The following is a 15,559-nucleotide window of genomic DNA, read 5'->3' as shown; positions in this document are numbered from 1 at the left end:
AGACGCTCTCACCTGACCTCTGGTCATGTCAATGCACGTATCGGGATTGCCCGCCCCCACCTGCGCAGGGGGCGAAATGTCCGCCCGGTGGCCGATGGAGATCATGAATCCGGCCTTGACATGGGGAGTTCTGGCAATCACCTTGTACGTCAAACGGCACACACGACATGACCAGTGGTCACTAGGTTGGGTGTTCTGTGGTGCCGTAGCCCCCCGTCTCCCCCCACAGGAGTCCTCATGGAGCACGTCCGCACCCGTCCGCGCGGCACCCGCCGCGCACTGATCGCCGCCGCGTCGCTGGTCTGCACGGCAGTCGCGCTCTACCCCACCGTGCGCACCGCGCACGCGGACAGCCCCGCGCTGTCGGTGCTGTACAAGACCAGCAGCACCGCCGCCAGTGCCGACGAGGTCGATCCCTGGCTGGAGGTCGTCAACAACACCTCCAGCGCCGTCGCGCTCAGCCAGGTCACCCTGCGCTACTACTTCAGCGCCGACACCACCGTGCCCTACACCTTCGCCTGCGCCTGGGCGGTGCCCGGCTGCTCGAACCTGACCGGCACGGTGGTCGCGATGGCCGATCCGACCGCGACGGCCGACCACTACCTGCAGATCAGCTTCGACGCGTCGGCCGGGAGCCTGGCGGCGGGTGCCAGCAGCGGTGACCTGGAACTGCGGCTGTACCGCAGCGACTGGCAGAACGTGAACCAGGCGAACGACTACTCGTTCAACGCCGCCGACACCGGCTACACCCCCTCGCAGACGGTCACCGCCTACGTCAACGGCGCGCTGGTGTGGGGCACCGAACCGTCCGGCGCCACCCCCACCCCCACCCCGACCGGGTCCGGGTCCGGTGGCGCCTCGCCGACCCCCACCCCGACGCCGACCGCCACCTCGACCGGTGCCCCGCCCTCCGGCGGCACCCTGTTCGACGACTTCGACTACACCGGTCCCAACGACCCCGACCTGAGCGCCCACGACTGGACCATCCGCACCGGCTCCGGCGGCCCGGGCATCGCCAACACCTGGTCCCAGAACGCGATCAGCTTCCCCAGCGACCCGACCGCCCAGGGCGGAAAGGTGATGCGGCTGGAGGCCACCACCGACGGGACCACCACCACCCAGGCCGAGATCGACACCACCAGTGAGAAGTTCTTCCAGGGCACCTACGCGGCCCGGGTCTACTTCAACGACGCGCCCACCACCGGCCAAAACGGCGACCACGTCAACGAGACCTTCTACACCATCTCGCCGGACAACTCCCTGTACAGCGAGATGGACAACGAGTACCTGCCCAACGGCGGCTGGGGCGCGCCCGGGCCGACGCTGTACACCACCACCTGGTACAGCGCGGACGCGATGAACCGGCAGACCCACAACGTGATCAGCAGCCTCCAGGGCTGGCACACGCTGGAGATGACCGTGGAGAACGGCACGGTGACCTACTACGTCGACGGCCAGCAGTACTTCAGCACCACCGGGATCTACTACCCGCGCGAGCCGATGACCATCGACTTCAACGAGTGGTTCATCGACCTGGCCGGCGCCAGCGGTTCACGGACCTGGGACGAGAAGGTCAACTGGGTCTACTTCAACAACTCCGGCGCGCTGAGCCCGGGCCAGGTCTCCACGGCGGTCAACGGCTACTACAGCGCCGGTACCCACTTCACCGACACCGTCCCCAACTCCTGACGCGCCCCTGACCGGACCCCTGAGCGGACCCCTGGGTGGGACGGGCCCCGCGCCCGGTCCGCCCCGGGCCCGGTCCGCCCGCGCCCGCGCCCGGTTCGCCCGGGCGCGGGCGGGGGTTCAGCCGCCCGCGGGCAGCGTGGGGGCGGGTGTCTGCGGGGCGTCGGCGGGGAACTGGGCCCAGTCCCTGACCGGCAGCCGGGCGCCGGTGGTCGCGTCGACCACGCGGCGGCCGCCCAGCGGGGCGCGCAGCGCCAGGGTGAAGTCGTAGGCCCGGCACGAGGCCGCGCCGGGAGCGAAGGCGTAGGCGGCGGCCGCCAGGGTGACCTGGTGCGCCGACTGGTCCAGCCGGAACTCGGCGCCGCAGGAAAGGACGTGCAGGGTGCGGTCCCGGGCGCGGTAGTAGACGGCGCCGCCGGGTACCGGCACCCGCCGGTACCGCCCGGGGCCCGGGGCGGTACCGGCGGGCGCCGAGCACCCGGCCGGTGCGGCGCAGCCGACCAGGACGGCCAGGAGCGCGGCGGCAACGCGTGGTGTGCCCATGCCCACTTCGACGCGGCGGCGCCGTTCCGGTTCCCCGTACAGCGGTTTCCAGCCGTCGCCGGATCGCCGGCGAGCACCGGATCACCGACCGCGCCCCGCCCCGCCGCGCCTGGCTCGGGCCGCTCTGGTGCGCTCTGGTGCGGTTCGCGCGGCCCGGGGCGGTCACATCGGTTCGATGCGGGCGCCGGTGCGGGCCGCGCGCTGCTCGCCCCAGGTGTAGAGCGCCTCCAGTACCGGGACCAGGCTGAGCCCCTCCTGGGTCAGCCGGTACTCCACGCGCGGCGGCGTCCCCTGGTCGGACCGCCTCGCGATCAGCCCCGTGGCCTCCAGCGCGCGGAGCCGCTGGACCAGGACCTTCTCGCTGACGTCGGGCATCTTGCGCCGCAGCGCGCCGTAGCGGTGCACGCCCTCCTTGAGGTGCGCCAGCACGATCGTGGCCCACTTGCCGCCGATCACCTCCAGCGTCAACTCGACCGGACAGCGGAAGATCTGATCATCCGTGAGCATCGTTGTCCTGTTCCGGGTGCTTACCACTGGGTCAGTCCTTGCCGGGAGCGCGAGGCTGCGCTTGAGTCCTTCCATGATTGTCGAGTACATCCGCTACCGGATCGCCGAACCCCGGCACACGGCGTTCCAGGAGGCGTACCAGCGGGCCGCCGGGGCGCTCGGGCGGGCCGAGCAGTGCGTGGACTTCGAACTCGCCCGCTGCACCGAGGACCCGGACGCCTACATCCTGCGTATCGGCTGGACCTCCACCAAGGACCACCTGGAGGGGTTCCGCAAGGGCGAGCACTTCGCCGCCTTCCTCGCCGAGGTCGAGCCCTACCTCGAAGCCGTCCGCGAGATGCGCCACTACGAGGTGACCGCGGTCGCGGGCCGGGGCGGATCGACACCGACGCTGTACGAGTGGGCCGGCGGGGCGCCGGCGTTCGACCTGCTGTTCCGCCGCTTCTACGAGCACGTCGAGCAGGACGAGCTCCTGGCGCCGGTCTTCGCCGGAAAGGACCCGCGGCACGCCGAGCACGTCGCGGCCTGGCTCGGCGAGGTCTTCGGCGGCCCGGCCCGCTACAGCGCCGAGCACGGCGGCCACCGGCACATGGCCTCCCGGCACCTGGGCCTGGCGCTGAGCGAGCGCCAGCGCCGCCGCTGGGTCTCGCTGCTGGCGGACACCGCCGACGAGGTCGGCCTGCCCGGCGACCCCGAGTTCCGCGCGGTCTTCGCGTACTACCTGGAGTGGGGCACCCGGATGGCCCTGGTCTACTCCGGCCCCCAGCCGCCCCCGCCCGCCCAGGCGCCGATGCCGCGCTGGGACTGGGGCATCACCCCGCCCTACCGGGGCTGACCCGCACCCCCCGCCCAGCCGCCGCGAACCAGCCGCCGGGGTCAGCCGCCGGGGTCAGCCGCCGGGCTCGGGGGCGTGTGGCGGGGCGCCGTGGTGGAGCAGTTCGGCGAAGCGCTCCAGCGCGCGGTCGGCGCGGTCGCGGTCGCCGGTGGCGGTCAGGTCGAACAGCAGGCCCCGCAGGACGGCCATGACCAGCGTGGGCGTCACCGTGTCACCCGGCCCGGCGCTGACGGACCCGAAGGCGGCACCGAGGGTCTGGAACCAGTCCGTGACCGCCTCGCCCTGGCCGGGATAGGTCTCGGGGTGGACCAGGCCCTCGGCGTGCACCTCGAAGAACAACCGGACGAACGGCGCGCGTTCGTCCGCGCTGATCCACGCCCAGATGCCGCGCAGCCGCTCGCGCGCGCCCTCGCCCGGCGCCGCACGGTGCTCGGCCAGCCGCGCCGCGCCCCGGCGGCGGGCCTCGGCCAGCACCGCGGCGACCAACTCCTCCTTGCTGCCGAAGTCGTAGAGCAGCATCCGGGGGCTGGTGCCCAGGGCCGCGGCCAGCGGACGCAGGCTCAGCCCGGCCAGGCCGTGCGCCAGCACGTAGTCGGTGGCCCGGGCCAGGGTGCGCCCGCGGCGGGCCGGGTCTGCGGGTCGCCCCACGGCGGATCTCCTCGAAAGCGACAGCGACAGCGACAGCGACAGCGACAGCGACAGCGACAGTGACCGGGAAAGCGGGGCCGGGACCGTGCCCGCACGTATATGGTACGACTGTTTCAAGAAGTGAGGGGGGAACACGATGCGCACCTTCGAGCGGGCACTGGTCCTGGGTTCCGGCGGCCCGGTCGGCACGGCCTGGATGGCGGGCCTGGCCTGCGGGCTGCGCCGCGGCGGCGTGGATCTGGGCGAGGCCGACCTGATCGTCGGCACCTCGGCCGGCGCGATCGTGGCGGCGGTGCTCGCGACCGGTCAGGACCCGGGCCGGCTGGCGGCCCCGGCGGGCGGCCCGGACGCGCGGGACCGGCCCCGGGCGGACCGGGCCACGGCGGGCCGCGTGTTCGCGGTGCTGGGGGAGCGGGGCCTGGAGCCCGGTGAGGCCAGGCGCCGCGTCGGCCGGATCGCGTTCGAGGGCGCGGACCCCCGGGCCGAGCGGGCGGTGATCGCCGCGCGCGCCGCCCTGATCGGTACCGACGCCTGGCCCCGGCGGCGGCTGCTGATCACCGCCGTGGACGCGGGCACCGGTGAGCCGGTGGTGTGGGACCGCGACAGCGGTGTGCCGCTGGCGCACGCGGTGGCGGCCAGCGGCGCCTTCCCCGGGGCCGTGCCGCCGGTCGGCATCGACGGGCGGTGGTACCTGGACGGCGCGCTGCGCTCGGGCACCAACGCGGACCTTGCGGCCGGGGCCCGCACCGTGGTCGTGGTCGAGCCGATGGCGCACCTGTTCCCGCGCGAGCCCCTTGAGCGGGAGCTGGCGGCGGCGGGGGCCGACACCGCGGTGAGCATCGGCCCGGACCCCGCCTCGGTGCGCGCCTTCGGCCCGGACCTGAACGACCTGGCGGCGTGGGAACCGGCCTACCGGGCGGGCCTGGGCCAGGCAGGCGACCTGGCCCAGGACCGTGGCGGCCCGGGGGAGCCGGGCGGGCGGCTCCGCGCCGCCTGGAGCACCGGAGCCGACGCCGACCGCTGACCACCCCCCACACCACCCGCCCCCCGCACACCACCCGCCCCCCACACCACCCGCACCATGCGCGCGCCTCGCGGCGCGCGTCCGCTGTGCGGGCGGGTGCCGGTCTCAGGAGGCGGGTACGGCGGCGGGCACCGGGTTGGCGGGCGCCGGGGTGGCGGGTACGGCGTGGGCGGTGGCCCATTCCACCAGGGGCAGCAGGAGTTCCACCAGTTCCTGTCCGCGTTCGGTCAGGCTGTAGTCGACGCGGGGCGGCACCACCGGGTGGGCGTCGCGCAGTACCAGCCCGTCGGCCTCCAGGGTGCGCAGGGTGTGGGCGAGCATCTTCTCGGTGATGCCCTTCACCCAGCGCCGCACCTCTCCCCAGCGCATCGTCCCGTTCGAGAGCGCGACCAGGACCAGTACCCCCCAGCGGCTGGTCACATGGTCCAGCAGGATCCGGCTGGGGCAGTTCGGGTCGAAGACATCGCCCGCGAAGTCTCCCAGCGCCACCGCGCTCACCTTGATACTTTCCTTCATGCCAGTACCTTACAAAATAGTGCGTACCAGCGATCAGGAACGCTCAAGGACGTGGTCCGGTTGACCCCGGTGGAGTCACACAGACCGAACCGAGGAGCCCTCCATGTCCCTGATCGTCACCGGTGCCACCGGCCACCTGGGCCGCCTGACCGTCCAGGCCCTGCTGGAGCGGGGCGTGCCCGCGGGCGACATCGTCGCCACCGGCCGCCGCCCGGAGCTGCTGAAGGACCTGGCCGAGCGCGGCGTGCGGGTGCGCGCCGCCGACTACGGCGACCCGGCCTCGCTGCGCGCCGCGCTCCAGGGCGCGGACCGGGTGCTGCTGGTCTCCAGCAGCGCCACCGGCGCCGCCCGGGTGGAGCAGCACCGCAACGTGATCGAGGCGGCCGGTCGGGCGGGCGCCGCGCTGGTGGCCTACAGCAGCATCGTCAACGCGGACACCGCGACGCTGCGCCTGGCGCAGGACCACCGGGCCACCGAGGCCCTGCTGCGCGCGAGCGGGGTGCCGTTCACCTTCCTGCGCAACAGCTGGTACCTGGAGAACTACACCGCCCAGCTGGCGGTCTTCCTGGAGCACGGCACGGTGGTCGGCGGCGCGGGCCAGGGCCGGGTCAGCGCCGCCGCCCGCGCCGACTACGCCGCCGCGGCGGCGGCCGTGCTGACCGGGGACGGGCACCAGGGCCGGGCCTACGAACTGGGCGGCGACGAGCCGTTCACCCTCACGCAGCTCGCCGCCGAGATCACCGCCCAGGCGGGCACCCAGGTCAGCTACACCGACCTGCCCGAGGCCGGGCACGCCCAGGCCCTGGTCGCCGCCGGCCTGCCCGCGCCCGTCGCCGGTATCCTCGCCGACGCCGACCAGGGCCTGCGGCGCGGGGAGCTGTTCACCGACAGCGGTGACCTGGCCCGACTGATCGGCCGCCCCACCACCCGCGCGACCGCGGCGATCGCCACCGCCCTGGACACCCTGCGCACCGCCTGACCGGCCCCGGGCCGGGGTCCGCCCCGGGCCGGGGCTGGTGCGAGTGCGTCGTCAATCGGGCAGTGCGACCGCGAAGGCGTCGGCCAGGCCCCGGGTGCCGGTCTCGGTGAGGTGGACCACGCGTGGTGAGAGGCCGTAGCGCAGCCAGCCGGTGGCGAACAGGCGGGCCGCCAGCGCGGCGCCCAGCGCACCGGCCAGGTGGTGGCGCCGCTCGCTCCAGTCGACGCAGTAGCGCACCACCGGCCGCCGCCCCGCGGTCAGCGCCGGCACGTCGATACCGAACGCGGTGAACCGCTCGGCCCCCCGGGGCGTCAGCAGGTACGCGGCCCCCCTGCCGTAGGCGGCGGGCCGCTCGGCGCCGGTGTCCGCGGCGGCCTGGTCGCGGCGCAGCAGGCCGCGGTCCACGAACGCGGCCATCAGGGCCACGCCCAGGGATCCCGCGAGGTGGTCGTAGCAGGTGCGCGAGCGGCGCAGTGCCCGGTCGCGGCTGTGCGCGCGCAAGGTGCGGGCCGGGGCGGGGGCGGGCGGGGCGATCAGTGCCAGCGCCTCCAGGGCGGCGACCACCTCGGGACCGGACAGGCGGAAGTAGCGGTGGCGTCCCGCGTCCGTGGCCCGCACCAGCCCCGCCTCGGCCAGCCGCGCCAGGTGCACGCTGGCGGTGGGGACGCTCACCTGGGCCTCGCCGGCCAGGACGGTGACCGTCAGCGGGCGCCCGTCGGACAGGGCCTTGAGGATCCGCGCCCGGGAGGCGCTGGCCAGCAGCCGCGCGGCGCGCGCGATGTCCGGCTCCGGCCGGGGCGCGCCCGGGCGCGCGGTGTCGTTCATGACCGCCATCTTGCTACGCCGACGCTTAGCGCGGGGGCTAAGCGTCGGCCGCGCACGATGGCGGCATGAGAACCACGACCGGCGCCGAGGCGCCGCGCACGGCCCTGCCCGCCGCGGCCGGGCGGCCCGCCTGGCCGCCGCTGATCGCCCTGAGCCTGGGCTACTTCCTGGTCATGCTCGATGTCACCGTCGTCACTGTCGCGGTGCCCGCGATCCGCGACTCGATCGGCGCCGGGGCCTCGGCCATGGCGTGGGTCGTCGACGGCTACAGCGCGGTCTTCGGCGCGCTGCTGCTGCTGGGCGGCGGTTTCGGTGACCGGCTCGGGCACCGCCGGGTGCTGCTGGCCGGGCTCGGGGTCTTCGCGCTGGCCTCCCTGGGCTGCGCGGTGGCCACCAGCGCCGGTGCGCTGGTCGCCGCGCGCCTGGCGCAGGGCGCGGGTGGGGCGCTGCTGGTGCCGACCTCGCTGGCCCTGCTGACCACCTCCTATCCGTCCGCGGCGGGCAGGGCCCGGGCGCTGGGGGTCTGGGCGGGGCTGGCCGGGGTCGCGTTCGCGGCGGGGCCGCTGGTCGGCGGGCTGCTGGTGGCGGGCCTGGACTGGCGGGCGGCCTTCCTGGTCAACATCCCGGTCGCGCTGGCGGCCTGCTGGCTGACCTGCAGGCACGTTCCGGCCGGGGCCGCGCGGACCGGCGGGCGGGGCCTGGACCCGCTGGGCCAGGTCCTGGGCGTGAGCGGGGTGCTGGCGCTGGCCGGGGCGCTCAACGAGGCCGCGACCCGGGGCTGGACCTCGCCGGTGGTGCTGGGCGCCGGGGCCCTGGCCGCGGTCGCGCTGGCGCTGTTCGTGGCGGCCGAGCGGCGACGGGAGGCGCGCGCGGTACCGCACCGGCCGCCGCTGCTGCCGCTGTCGCTGTTCGGCGCGCCGGGCTTCTCGGCCACCGTCGCGGTCGGCGTGCTGCTCAACCTCGGCTACTACGGCATGCTCTACCTGGCCACGTTGTACCTGCAGAACGAACGCGGCTACGGTGCGCTGGGCGCGGGCCTGGCGTTGCTGCCGACGGTGTGCATGGCGGTGGTCGCGGCCCCGCTCGCGGGCCGGCTGACCGCGCGCCACGGCCCGTACCCGCCGATGACCGGGGCGCTGCTGGTCGGCGGCGTCGGGTTCCTCGGCTGGCTGCTGGCCGGTCCGCACACGCCTTATCCGCTGCTGCTGCCGGCCCTGGTGGCGACCGGTCTGGCCACTCCCGGCACGGTGCTGGCGGCCACCACCGCCATCGCGCGGTCCGCCCCGGCGGGGAACGCCGGGGCGGCGTCGGCGGTGTTCAACGTGGGCCGCCAGCTGGGCAACGCCGTCGGTGTGGCCCTGTTCGCCACGCTCACCGCGGGCCCCGGCCGCCTGGTCCGCGGCCTGCACCTGTCGGCGTTGATCGCCTCGGCGGCCTTCCTCGCCGCGGCGCTGCTGGCCCGCGCCGCCTGGCGCGACACCCGCCCCGGTGGGGCTGCGGCCGGTGGCCGCGTTACGGGTGGGGCGGGTTGACGGGGGGTCAGGTGGGGTTGGGGCCGAGTCTGGCCAGGGTGTCGAGCAGTCGGGCCGGGTCGGCCAGTACCTTGGGTGGCAGGCAGACGTAGAGCTGGACGGTGGTGACGCCGGGGCGGTGGTAGTGCCCGATCCGTTCCCGGCAGTGCTCGGGCGAGCCGCTGACGAACAGCTTGTCGACGACCTCGTCGGGCAGGGCCTGTTGCGCGCCCTCGATGTCGCCCGCGTCCCAGCGCCGGTGTGCCTCGTGCAGCAGGTCGCCGTGGCCCAGCCAGGCGTGGAACTTGCGGTAGGGCTCGCGGTTCAGGATCCAGGCGAGGAAGGGGCGGGTGGCCCGCTGGGCGTAGGCGGTGTCCTGGGTGGGGCAGACGAAGACCTTGACCACCAGTTCCTTGCCCGGTGGTTGCGGTCCGACGGCGTCCAGCACGGTGGGGACGTCCTCGGGGAACAGGAGGTTGGTGATCGCGCCGTCGCCTTCGGTGAAGCCCAGGCGCAGCATGCCCGGGCGCAGCGCGCCGAGGATCACCTTGACCGGTTCGGCGGGCGGGTGCGGTAGTTGGTAGCCGCGGATGGAGAAGGTGTCGAAGTCTCCGCTGACGTGTTCGCCGCGCAGGGCGCGGGTGAGGAACCGCAGGACGTCGCGGGTGCGTTTGAAGGGTTCGTCGAAGGGGATTCCGTTGATGTCGGTGACATGGGCGGGGACCGAGGCGCCGATGCCCAGCAGCAGGCGTCCGGGGGCGAGTTGGGCCAAGGTGGCGGCGGTCTGGGCGAGTACCGCCGGTCCTCGGGTGTGGACCGGGACGATGCCGGTGCCGATGCGCAGGGTCGGGGACCAGGCGGCGGTGGCGGCCAGCGGGGTGAAGGCGTCGGTGCCGCCGCCCTCGGCGCTCCACACGTCGCTGTAGCCGAGGTCGGGCAGCCGCTCGACCAGGAAGCGGTGCCGGTCCAGGGGCAGGCCCGCGAGCGGCAGGGTGATTCCCCACCTGGGTGGCTGGGGGTGGTGCGGGTGCGTCATCGCGTGGCCGTTCTCTCGGAAGTGCCGGTGCCGGTGCTGGTGCTGGTGGGGGGTGGCGGGTTATGCGGATACCCAGACGTTGGTGAGGTCGACGAACCAGGACTGGGGTTCGACGAAGCCGTGGACCTTGGGTGACAGGGCCCGCGCGTCGCGGTCGTTGACCACGAACAGCCAGGGGGCGTCCTTGGTGACCTGGTCCAGGGCCTGGGTGTAGTCCTGTTGGCGGGTGTTCTGGTCCAGGCAGGAGGATGCGGCGGCGAACAGCCGGTCGACGGCCGGGTCGGAGTAGTGGCCGGTCCAAAAGGGGCTGCCGGTGCCGAGGAACAGCGGGAGCAGTGATTCGGACTGGAACAAGGTGGTGGACTGCGCCAGGGCGTCGGAGCCGAGTGCGACCTGGCCCTTGGCCTCGTCGCTGAGCAGGGTGGACCAGTCGGTGGTGCGGATCTTGACGGTGATGCCGACCGCGGCGAGGTCCTGCTGGATGGCTTCGGAGATGGGGACCGGCAGCAGGTTGCCGGATCCGGCGGTGGGGACGGTGACGGTGGTGGTGAAGCCGTGGGCGAGGCCGGCGCGGGCCAGTAGTTGCCGGGCCTTGGCCGGGTCGTAGGAGTAGAGGTTCCCGGCCGGGTCGTAGGCGAAGGTGCCCTTGGGGGCGGCCTGGTAGGCGGGTCCGGCGGTGCCGTGCAGCAGGTCCTCGGCGATGGCGGACCGGTTGATGGCGTCGTTGGCGGCCTGCCGCACCAGCACGTTGTTCCAGGGGGCCTTGGACTGGTCCAGGATCCAGTACCAGATGTGGTCGTAGCTGTTGGTGTCGATCTGCGCGCCGTCGGACCGCAGGCGGGCGATGTCGTCCGGGTCGGGGTAGTCGATCATGTTGGCGCCGCCGGAGAGCAGGGCGGCGGTGCGGGCCGCCGGGTCCGGCAGGGCCTGGACGACGAGCTTGTCGAGTTTGGGGGCCCCGCGCCAGTAGTGCGGGTTGGCGACCAGGTCGATCTGCTGGCCGGGGGTCTGCGAGGCGAAGCTGAACGGGCCGGTGCCGACCGGGTGCTGGGCGAAGCCCGAGTCGCCGTAGCGGCGCACGGCGGTGGGGCTGGCTATCAGCAGGTGGGTCAGGTCGTCGGTGAAGTGGCCGTTGGGCGCCTTGGTGACCAGGACCACGTGGTCGGGGTCCGGGGCGCGGTAGGAGGTGATGTCCCCGGCGTACTCCTGGGCCGCGGCACCCAGGGCGGCGGTGTAGTAGGGGCTGCCCTTCTTGAGGTAGCGGTCCAGGTTGAAGACGACCGCGGCGGCGTCGAAGGCGGTGCCGTCCTGGAAGGTGACGCCCTTGCGCAGGGTGAAGGTCCAGGTGCGGTGGTCGGGGGCGACGGTCCAGGAGCTGGCGAGGGCGCTGGTGACCGGTGCGGGCGTATTGCCCTGGCTGAGGTCGTAGCGGGTGAGGCCTTCGTAGATCTGGAAGCTGACCAGCGCGGTGCCCTCGTAGCCCGCGCCGCCGAGGATGGTGTCCGGGTCGGGCAGGGTCCCGGTCGCGCCGATGACCAGCGTCCCGCCGCGGTCGGCGCCGTGGGCGCCGTGGGCGGTGCCGGTCGCGGGGGAGCCGGAGGAACTGCATCCGGCGGCGCTCGGGAGCAGGACCAGGGCGGCGGCGAGCAGTCCCGCTGTGGAGCGGGCGCGGCGCGGCGCGGCGGCGGGGGCGGTCGGGCTGGTCATGGCGGTTCCTCGGGTCAGTGGTGCGCGGTCGGACCGGGGGCGGTCGGACCGGTCGGGGGCGGGGCGGTCGCGGCGGTCGCTGGCGGCGCGGTCGCGGACGGTCGAAGGACACGGGCAGGGACACGGGCGGTGGTGGTGGCGGTGGTGGTGGCGTCCAGCAGGGCCCGGGTGTAGGGGTGGCGCGGGTCCTGCCACAGCCGGTCGGTGGGGCCCTGTTCGACCACCTGGCCGTGGCGCAGCACGCTGACCTGGTCGGCGAGGTGGCGCACGGCGGCCAGGTCGTGCGAGATGAGCAGGTAGGCGACGCCGTCGTCCTGCCGCAGCTGTGCCAGCAGGTCCAGTACCCGGCTCTGCGCGGTGCGGTCCAGGGCCGAGGTCGGCTCGTCCAGGACGATCAGGTCCGGGCCGGTGGCCAGGGCGCGGGCGATGGCGACGCGTTGCAGTTGCCCGCCGGAGAGCTCGCGCGGGTAGCGGCGGGCCAGGGCCGGGTCCAGGGCGACCCGCTGGAACAGCGCGGCCGTGCGCTCGGCGCGCGCGGCGCGCGGCACGCCCAGCGCCGCCAGCGCCAGCGCGACCGCGGACCCGGCCCGCAGTGCCGGGTTGAGCGAGCCGCCCGGGTTCTGCGGCACGAACTGCAGCCGGGCGCGGACCGGTCGGGCCGCGCGGCCGCGCAGCCGGTGCGGGTCGTGGCCCTCGAAGCGGACCGTGCCGTTGTCCGGGGCGATCAGGCCCAGGGCGAGCCGGGCCAGTGTGGACTTGCCCGACCCGGACTCGCCGACCAGTCCCAGGACGCGGGCCCGGGGCACGGCCAGGGTGACGCCGTCCACGGCGGTGTGGGCGGTGCGGCCGGTGGTGAAGCGCTTGCTGACGGCGTCCAGCACCAGCAGCGGCCCGGCCGACAGCGGTGCGGCCGGTTGCGGCCCGGCCGACAGTGGTGCGGCCGGTTGCGGCCCGGGCGACAGTGGTGCGGCCGGTTGGGGTGTGGGTTGGGGTGCGGGTGGTTGGGGTGGGGTCATTGGTCGGCTCCGGGGTGCGCGCCGACCAGTTCGGCGGTGAACCGGTGGGCGGGGTGGGTCAGGACCCGGGCGGCTGGCCCGCTCTCCACGATCCGCCCGGCCCGCATCACCGCGACCTGGCCGCCGGTGCGCCGGGCCACCGCCAGGTCGTGGGTGACCAGCAGCAGGGCGATGCCGCGTTCCGCGCGCAGGCGGGCGAACAGGTCCAGCACCTGGGCGCGCACCAGCGCGTCCAGGGCGGTGGTGGGCTCGTCCGCGATCAGCAGTTCCGGCTCGCAGCACACCGCCAGCGCGATCGCGGCGCGCTGGCGCTGACCACCCGACAGCTGGTGCGGGAAGCTGTCGGCGACCCGCCGCGGGTCGTCGATCCCGACGGACTCCAGCAGGTCCGGGACCGCGGCGCGGGCCGCCCGGCGGCCGGTGGCCCGCTGGTGGCGGCGCAGCACCTCGGCGAGCTGCGCGCCGACCCTGCGCAGCGGGTCCAGTGAGCCGGTCGGGTCCTGCGGCACGTAGCCGATGCGCCGACCGCGCACGCGCGACAGCGCCCGCTCGTCCAGGGCCCGCAGGTCGGTACCGCGCAGCTCGATCCGGCCGGTGGTCTCGGCGTTGCGGGCGGGCAGGCCGAGCACGGCGCGGGCGACGGTGGTCTTGCCGCTGCCCGAGGCCCCCAGCAGCACCAGCGCGTCGCCGGGCGGCAGCGCGAAGCAGACCTGGTCCACGGCGGTGGTGTGCCCGTCGCGGTGCCGGTGGGTGACCGTCAACCGCTCGACAGCCAAGACCGGAACAGCCGGGTCGGGAACAGCCGGGTCGGGAACAGCCGGGTCGGGGGCGGCCGGGTCGGGGGCGGCCGGGGCGGGGGTGGTCATCGGTTGGCCTGCGTCCGTGGCTGGTCGGCGGCGCCCAGGCGGCGGCGCAGGGCCTCGCCCAGGGTGTTGAAGACCACCGAGACGGCGAGGATCGCCAGTGCGGGCATGACCGCCACCGCCGGGTGGCTGAGCAGCGTCGGGCGCAGTTCGTCCAGCATCGCGCCCCATTCGGCGGTCGGTGGTGCGACGCCCAGGCCCAGGAAGGACAGCCCGGCCGCGTACACGATGGACAGTCCGATCAGCGACGAGCAGTAGACCAGGACCACCGGTGCGACCACCGGGGCGACCTGCCGCAGGGCGATGGTGGCCGGTCCGGCGCCGCTGACCTTGGCCGCCTCCAGGTAGGCGGCGCCGCGGATCGCCCGGACCTCGGTGAAGACCACCCGGGCGACCGAGGGGGTGAGCACCACCGACAGCGAGAGGACCACCGCGCCCAGGCCGCTGTCCAGCACGCTGGCGACGGCCATGGCCAGCAGGATCCCGGGGAAGGCGTAGAGCACGTCCAGGGCGCGCAGCAGTGCCTGCTCGACCACGCGCCCGCCCAGCCCGGCGGTGATGCCCAGCGCGCTGCCCAGCACGCCCGCGACGGCCACCGGGGCGAAGCCGCCCACCAGGGAGGGGCGGGCCGCCCAGATCAGCCTGCTGAGGAGGTCGCGGCCCTGGCCGTCGGTGCCCAGCAGGTGCCCGGGGCTGCCGGGGGACAGCAGCCGGTCCTGGAGCAGGCCGGCAGTGGGGCTGCACGGGGCCACCAGTGGCGCGGCCAGGGCCAGCAGCACCAGCAGCACGGCCAGGGCCAGCGGGACCGCCAGGCCCGCGTCGCGGCCCTTCCACGCACGTACGCGCTGCGCCACGGTCAGCCCCGCACTCGCGGGTCGACCAGCGCGTGCGCGGTGTCCACCGCGATGTTGACGCCGACGAAGCCCACGGCGGCGACCAGCACGCCGCCCTCGATGACCGGCAGGTCGCGGGCCGACAGGGCGGTGTAGAGGAGTTGGCCGACGCCGGGCCAGGAGAACAGGGTCTCCACGAACACCACGCCTTCCAGCAGGTAGGCCAGTTGCAGGCCGCCGATGGTCAGCAGCGCGGGGGAGGCGTTGTGCAGGCAGTGCCGCAGGACCGCGCTCCGGCTCAGGCCGCGGGCGCGCAGGCTGTCGGCGAGTTCCCCGCCCAGTACGGTGGCCAGGGCGGCGCGCAGGACCCGGGCGGTCAGGCCCAGTGGCACCAGTGCCGCCGCGACGGCGGGCAGCACCAGGTGGCGCAGCAGGTCGCCGGTGCCGCCGTCGCCGAAGGGGTCGTGGGTGCCGCCGGCCGGGAGCCACTGCCAGTGCACCGCGAACACCGCGATCAGCAGCAGCGAGACGCAGTACTGCGGGGCGGAGACGAACAGGGTGCTGAGCGCGCCGGACAGCCGTCCGCCCGGGCCGCCGGGCCGGATCGCGCCGAGGCCGCCCACCAGGACCCCGCCGGCCAGTACCAGCGCGAACGCGGCGCCGGCCAGCAGCAGCGTCTGGCCGAAGGCGGGGGCCAGCAGGCCCAGTACCGGGCGCTGCGCGGAGATCGAGGTGCCCAGGTCGCCGTGGAGCGCGTGCCACAGCCAGGACGCGTAGCGCACCGGCAGCGGCCGGTCCAGGCCCAGCCGCGCGGCCAGCTCCCGACGGGCCGCGGGCGGCGCGCCGGGCCCCAGGAACGCGCCGACCGGGTCGCCGGGCACCAGCGCCACGGTGGCGAAGACCACCACCGTCACGCCGAACAAGGTGGGCACGGCGAGCAGCAGCCGCCGCAGCAGGAACCGTCTCATCGCGGGACGCCGGTGGCGCACGGGGCGGGGGCAGGCATGGAGGTCCTTGTCGAACGGGCACC

General features: G+C 74.9%; 16 protein-coding genes. 5 read left to right on the top strand and 11 right to left on the bottom strand.

Annotated features, from left to right (window positions below; genetic code table 11):
* Window positions 1-237 precede the first annotated feature (237 nt).
* Window positions 238-1,689 (top strand): cellulose binding domain-containing protein, encoded by a 1,452-nt coding sequence (locus GXP74_RS21840; RefSeq protein WP_182452946.1) that lies wholly within the window; start codon window positions 238-240, stop codon window positions 1,687-1,689.
* 117 nt (window positions 1,690-1,806) lie between these two features.
* On the opposite strand, the gene GXP74_RS21835 is transcribed toward GXP74_RS21840, so the two are convergent.
* On the bottom strand, window positions 1,807-2,229 hold the full coding sequence (locus tag GXP74_RS21835) for a hypothetical protein (protein WP_182452710.1): 423 nt from the start codon (window positions 2,227-2,229) through the stop codon (window positions 1,807-1,809).
* Window positions 2,230-2,391: 162 nt separating this feature from the next.
* On the bottom strand, window positions 2,392-2,736 hold the full coding sequence (locus GXP74_RS21830) for a helix-turn-helix domain-containing protein (RefSeq protein WP_182452711.1): 345 nt from the start codon (window positions 2,734-2,736) through the stop codon (window positions 2,392-2,394).
* A 73-nt stretch (window positions 2,737-2,809) separates the two neighbouring features.
* Between GXP74_RS21830 and GXP74_RS21825 the strand changes: the two genes are divergently transcribed.
* A complete protein-coding gene (locus tag GXP74_RS21825) occupies window positions 2,810-3,571 on the top strand; it encodes a group II truncated hemoglobin (RefSeq protein ID WP_182452712.1) in 762 nt (253 codons plus the stop codon).
* A gap of 54 nt (window positions 3,572-3,625) precedes the next feature.
* Here the strand turns inward: GXP74_RS21825 and GXP74_RS21820 are convergent, their stop codons facing one another.
* Entirely contained in the window at window positions 3,626-4,219 is a 594-nt protein-coding gene (locus tag GXP74_RS21820; RefSeq protein WP_182452713.1) for a TetR/AcrR family transcriptional regulator, read from the bottom strand.
* A gap of 136 nt (window positions 4,220-4,355) precedes the next feature.
* Between GXP74_RS21820 and GXP74_RS41885 the strand changes: the two genes are divergently transcribed.
* Window positions 4,356-5,243 carry a patatin-like phospholipase family protein gene (locus GXP74_RS41885; protein WP_182452714.1) on the top strand — a complete coding sequence of 296 codons (888 nt, stop codon included), beginning with the start codon at window positions 4,356-4,358 and terminating at the stop codon, window positions 5,241-5,243.
* A gap of 105 nt (window positions 5,244-5,348) precedes the next feature.
* Here the strand turns inward: GXP74_RS41885 and GXP74_RS21810 are convergent, their stop codons facing one another.
* On the bottom strand, window positions 5,349-5,759 hold the full coding sequence (locus tag GXP74_RS21810; RefSeq protein WP_182452715.1) for a helix-turn-helix domain-containing protein: 411 nt from the start codon (window positions 5,757-5,759) through the stop codon (window positions 5,349-5,351).
* A 103-nt stretch (window positions 5,760-5,862) separates the two neighbouring features.
* Between GXP74_RS21810 and GXP74_RS21805 the strand changes: the two genes are divergently transcribed.
* Window positions 5,863-6,738, top strand: coding sequence for an SDR family oxidoreductase (locus GXP74_RS21805; protein WP_182452716.1), 876 nt, complete (start codon window positions 5,863-5,865; stop codon window positions 6,736-6,738).
* Window positions 6,739-6,789: 51 nt separating this feature from the next.
* Here GXP74_RS21805 and GXP74_RS21800 read toward each other — a convergent pair whose 3' ends face one another.
* Window positions 6,790-7,563 carry a winged helix-turn-helix domain-containing protein gene (locus GXP74_RS21800; RefSeq protein WP_182452717.1) on the bottom strand — a complete coding sequence of 258 codons (774 nt, stop codon included), beginning with the start codon at window positions 7,561-7,563 and terminating at the stop codon, window positions 6,790-6,792.
* Window positions 7,564-7,628: 65 nt separating this feature from the next.
* On the opposite strand from GXP74_RS21800, the gene GXP74_RS21795 reads away from it, so the two are divergent.
* On the top strand, window positions 7,629-9,095 hold the full coding sequence (locus tag GXP74_RS21795; RefSeq protein ID WP_182452718.1) for an MFS transporter: 1,467 nt from the start codon (window positions 7,629-7,631) through the stop codon (window positions 9,093-9,095).
* 7 nt (window positions 9,096-9,102) lie between these two features.
* Here the strand turns inward: GXP74_RS21795 and GXP74_RS21790 are convergent, their stop codons facing one another.
* From GXP74_RS21790 to GXP74_RS21765, 6 genes are read right to left on the bottom strand one after another with little or no spacing between them, the layout of a single operon-like run.
* Window positions 9,103-10,110: an LLM class F420-dependent oxidoreductase gene (locus GXP74_RS21790; RefSeq protein WP_182452719.1), complete on the bottom strand. Its 1,008-nt coding sequence runs from the start codon at window positions 10,108-10,110 to the stop codon at window positions 9,103-9,105.
* 60 nt (window positions 10,111-10,170) lie between these two features.
* The gene (locus GXP74_RS21785) at window positions 10,171-11,817 is read right to left on the bottom strand and encodes an ABC transporter substrate-binding protein (protein WP_182452720.1); all 1,647 of its coding nucleotides are present in this window, start codon (window positions 11,815-11,817) and stop codon (window positions 10,171-10,173) included.
* A 14-nt stretch (window positions 11,818-11,831) separates the two neighbouring features.
* Complete coding sequence (locus GXP74_RS21780; RefSeq protein WP_182452721.1) at window positions 11,832-12,833, bottom strand: ABC transporter ATP-binding protein; 1,002 nt, start codon at window positions 12,831-12,833, stop codon at window positions 11,832-11,834.
* Entirely contained in the window at window positions 12,830-13,699 is an 870-nt protein-coding gene (locus GXP74_RS21775) for an ABC transporter ATP-binding protein (protein WP_182452722.1), read from the bottom strand. The genes GXP74_RS21780 and GXP74_RS21775 overlap by 4 nt, the downstream gene beginning before the upstream one ends.
* Entirely contained in the window at window positions 13,696-14,550 is an 855-nt protein-coding gene (locus GXP74_RS21770; RefSeq protein ID WP_182452723.1) for an ABC transporter permease, read from the bottom strand. The genes GXP74_RS21775 and GXP74_RS21770 overlap by 4 nt, the downstream gene beginning before the upstream one ends.
* 2 nt (window positions 14,551-14,552) lie before the next feature.
* The gene (locus GXP74_RS21765) at window positions 14,553-15,497 is read right to left on the bottom strand and encodes an ABC transporter permease (RefSeq protein ID WP_182452724.1); all 945 of its coding nucleotides are present in this window, start codon (window positions 15,495-15,497) and stop codon (window positions 14,553-14,555) included.
* Window positions 15,498-15,559: the final 62 nt, after the last annotated feature.

This window comes from Streptacidiphilus sp. P02-A3a (genome assembly GCF_014084105.1).
In the GTDB taxonomy this organism is placed as follows: Bacteria; Actinomycetota; Actinomycetes; order Streptomycetales; family Streptomycetaceae; genus Streptacidiphilus.
The sequence above is the reverse complement of the archived record's forward strand: the minus strand, read 5'-3'. Positions and strand labels throughout refer to the sequence as shown.

Bases quoted from the DNA above. Each gene is read 5' to 3' on its own strand.
- GXP74_RS21780 (WP_182452721.1), bottom strand. From the start codon at position 12,833: ATGACCCCACCCCAACCACCCGCACCCCAACCCACACCCCAACCGGCC.
- GXP74_RS21785 (WP_182452720.1), bottom strand. From the start codon at position 11,817: ATGACCAGCCCGACCGCCCCCGCCGCCGCGCCGCGCCGCGCCCGCTCC.
- GXP74_RS21775 (WP_182452722.1), bottom strand. From the start codon at position 13,699: ATGACCACCCCCGCCCCGGCCGCCCCCGACCCGGCCGCCCCCGACCCG.
- GXP74_RS21810 (WP_182452715.1), bottom strand. From the start codon at position 5,759: ATGAAGGAAAGTATCAAGGTGAGCGCGGTGGCGCTGGGAGACTTCGCG.
- GXP74_RS21790 (WP_182452719.1), bottom strand. From the start codon at position 10,110: ATGACGCACCCGCACCACCCCCAGCCACCCAGGTGGGGAATCACCCTG.
- GXP74_RS21795 (WP_182452718.1), top strand. From the start codon at position 7,629: ATGAGAACCACGACCGGCGCCGAGGCGCCGCGCACGGCCCTGCCCGCC.
- GXP74_RS21825 (WP_182452712.1), top strand. From the start codon at position 2,810: ATGATTGTCGAGTACATCCGCTACCGGATCGCCGAACCCCGGCACACG.
- GXP74_RS21765 (WP_182452724.1), bottom strand. From the start codon at position 15,497: ATGAGACGGTTCCTGCTGCGGCGGCTGCTGCTCGCCGTGCCCACCTTG.
- GXP74_RS21840 (WP_182452946.1), top strand. From the start codon at position 238: ATGGAGCACGTCCGCACCCGTCCGCGCGGCACCCGCCGCGCACTGATC.
- GXP74_RS21805 (WP_182452716.1), top strand. From the start codon at position 5,863: ATGTCCCTGATCGTCACCGGTGCCACCGGCCACCTGGGCCGCCTGACC.
- GXP74_RS41885 (WP_182452714.1), top strand. From the start codon at position 4,356: ATGCGCACCTTCGAGCGGGCACTGGTCCTGGGTTCCGGCGGCCCGGTC.
- GXP74_RS21800 (WP_182452717.1), bottom strand. From the start codon at position 7,563: ATGAACGACACCGCGCGCCCGGGCGCGCCCCGGCCGGAGCCGGACATC.
- GXP74_RS21835 (WP_182452710.1), bottom strand. From the start codon at position 2,229: ATGGGCACACCACGCGTTGCCGCCGCGCTCCTGGCCGTCCTGGTCGGC.
- GXP74_RS21830 (WP_182452711.1), bottom strand. From the start codon at position 2,736: ATGCTCACGGATGATCAGATCTTCCGCTGTCCGGTCGAGTTGACGCTG.